This window comes from Bifidobacterium sp. POST2/T3 (B1), from assembly GCF_058197115.1.
The window spans coordinates 1-2,128 of sequence record NZ_JBVPQK010000442.1 but is presented as its reverse complement, the minus strand read 5'-3'; the positions used below and the strand labels follow the sequence as shown (position 1 = coordinate 2,128).

Genomic DNA, 2,128 nt, shown 5'->3' with positions numbered 1-2,128 from the left:
TCGGTGACCACGTATCGGCTGCACCCGTCCCGGTCCAGTCGCTCCATGGCATCAAAAAGGTCCCCACCCTGTCTGGTCCAACCTCGGGCGGCCAGGGTATGTCCGCGTACGTCCAGACCCACACAAACCCTTTCGCCGTAGCGACCCAGGACCTGGCTGGTCCACTCCGGATCCTCCAGAGCCGCCGTGCCGATGTTGACCCGGGTGGCACCCGCGTCCAGGGCGGCCTCCAGGCTTGCATCGTCGCGGATGCCGCCGCTGAGCTCCACCTTGACACGATCCCCCAGTTCGTTGACCAGGGCGGCCAGCTTGTCACGGTTGTCTCCGGTGCCGAAGGCCGCATCCAAGTCGACCAGGTGGAGCCACTCGGCACCTTGGTCGACCCAAGTCTTGGCTGCATCGGCAGGCTCCCCGTAGACCTTCTCGGAGCCGGAGATCCCTTGCCTTAGGCGAACCGCCTTTCCGTCGCGGACATCGACAGCCGGTAAAAGCGTGAGCATCTCATTCACCTTTCTCGCGGGAGAGTCCGGAAGCCCCAGAAAGGGTCCGTACCCAATTGGTCAGCAACCGTGCTCCGGCCTGGCCGGACTTTTCAGGATGGAACTGAGTGGCGCTCAAGGGTCCGCATTCGTAGGCCGCCACGAACCTGCTGCGTCCATAGGTGGCCCAGGTAACCAGCGGTTCACCGAAAGAAGCACCCTGTGAAATCTTGTCAGACACTGACTGAGCTGACCTTGGCTGGCCGTCACTCGTCCGATTCAATGCTGACACTCGTAGGGACAAATCGGGCTGGGTCCCAACGGATCGGTCATCCCCCTTCGCCGCCATGGCGGCATAGGAGTGGACGAAGTAGAAGCGTTGATCCTGGACCCCTGCCAAGAGTCGTGTTCCCTGGGGCGCCTGGACATGATCCCAGCCCATATGGGGCACTACATCAGCGTCCAGTTTCGTCACACGACCAGGTATCAAGCCCAGACCGGGCTCGCTGCGGCCGTCCTCGTCCCCGAACTGGAACATGACCTGAAGACCTATGCAGACCCCAAGAACCGGCAGCCCCTGGGCCAGGCGATCCAGGATGATGCGGTCGCCGCCGACAGCCCGTAACCCCGCCATGCAGGCCCCGTAGGCCCCCACTCCGGGAATGACCAGGCCGTCGGCCTTCATGGCCAGGTCCGGGTCGGCGCTGATTTGCGCATCAACCCCCAGCTGGGAGAGGGCATGCACCATGGATCTGACATTGCCGAACCCATAGTCAAGCACCTGTATCCTGGTCATGTTCCTCCTAGCCAAGCCGTTTGCTTGCGCGATTACTCGACGCGACCCTTGCGAGTCGATCCTCCGGCCCCGAACCTGGTGTGCGAGGCGATGATGCCCATGGCCTTCTCGCGGTTGTACTCCCCCGAGTCGAAGATGGCGGCCCCATCCTGGCGCAGCCTATCCACTGTGGTGGTCCCGATCATCAGGTCTTCTACGAAGTCTGCAGTGGCGGCAAAGAGGATGGGCGGCGCGAGCGTCTGTCCCGACTGCCCGCTGATCCATAGTGTCACCTCGAGCTTGTCCGCCCGGTTGACGGCCAGGATGGCGCTGAGCCCGGATACGACCGTGGTCAAATCGCGGATGGCTGCCTCGGGTCCGTCCCCGTCCAGATTTCTCAGGACGGCCACAGCACCCTCACGGGCCTGGATGCAATAGGCGGAGATATCGGATATCTGGCAGAAAGCCGCCAGAAGCTCTGCCGATGCCAGGCGTGTCACCATTACGGCGGCCTTGGCCCGGTTGCCGATCAGACCTTCAAGCTCTTGGTCGAAATCGGCAGCAACGCCATCGGCCCCATCCGGTTTCACCGAAGATTCGTCAGCGGGCGCGGAATCCAAACCAGCATCGTCATCCACGCCTGATCCGGAGTCTTCAACGGGCTGATCCGCTTGATTCTGGTCCTCATTGAACTCAGCCTCGAAGCTGGCCAGAGCCCGCTCGACCTCTTCCTCACTCAGATGATGGCCGGAATCCGGCAGGTCTTGATCCCTGCTGTCATTGTTGTCATATTCATCCGCGCTCATAGCGACCCCTTGGTGCTGGGGATGCCCTTCACCCTGGGATCAGGCTCCACCGCGAAGCGCAGAGCCCT

3 protein-coding genes and 1 pseudogene are annotated in these 2,128 nt (G+C 62.5%); all 4 read right to left on the bottom strand.

All coding sequences use genetic code 11. The annotated features are described in order from the left end of the window. Positions 1-500, bottom strand: a 500-nt coding sequence (locus AC0AP0_RS12590) for a HisA/HisF-related TIM barrel protein (RefSeq protein ID WP_490430735.1), incomplete at its 3' end; no start/stop codon positions are given. 1 nt (position 501) lies between these two features. Next, the gene (gene hisH / locus AC0AP0_RS12585) at positions 502-1,275 is read right to left on the bottom strand and encodes an imidazole glycerol phosphate synthase subunit HisH (protein ID WP_490430734.1); all 774 of its coding nucleotides are present in this window, start codon (positions 1,273-1,275) and stop codon (positions 502-504) included. 32 nt (positions 1,276-1,307) lie between these two features. Then, positions 1,308-2,060 (bottom strand): hypothetical protein, encoded by a 753-nt coding sequence (locus tag AC0AP0_RS12580; protein WP_490430733.1) that lies wholly within the window; start codon positions 2,058-2,060, stop codon positions 1,308-1,310. Beyond that, positions 2,057-2,128 (bottom strand): annotated as a pseudogene (locus AC0AP0_RS12575) (imidazoleglycerol-phosphate dehydratase); the annotation flags it as partial. The gene AC0AP0_RS12580 and the pseudogene AC0AP0_RS12575, both read right to left, overlap by 4 nt.

Bases quoted from the DNA above. Each gene is read 5' to 3' on its own strand.
- AC0AP0_RS12580 (WP_490430733.1), bottom strand. From the start codon at position 2,060: ATGAGCGCGGATGAATATGACAACAATGACAGCAGGGATCAAGACCTG.
- hisH (WP_490430734.1), bottom strand. From the start codon at position 1,275: ATGACCAGGATACAGGTGCTTGACTATGGGTTCGGCAATGTCAGATCC.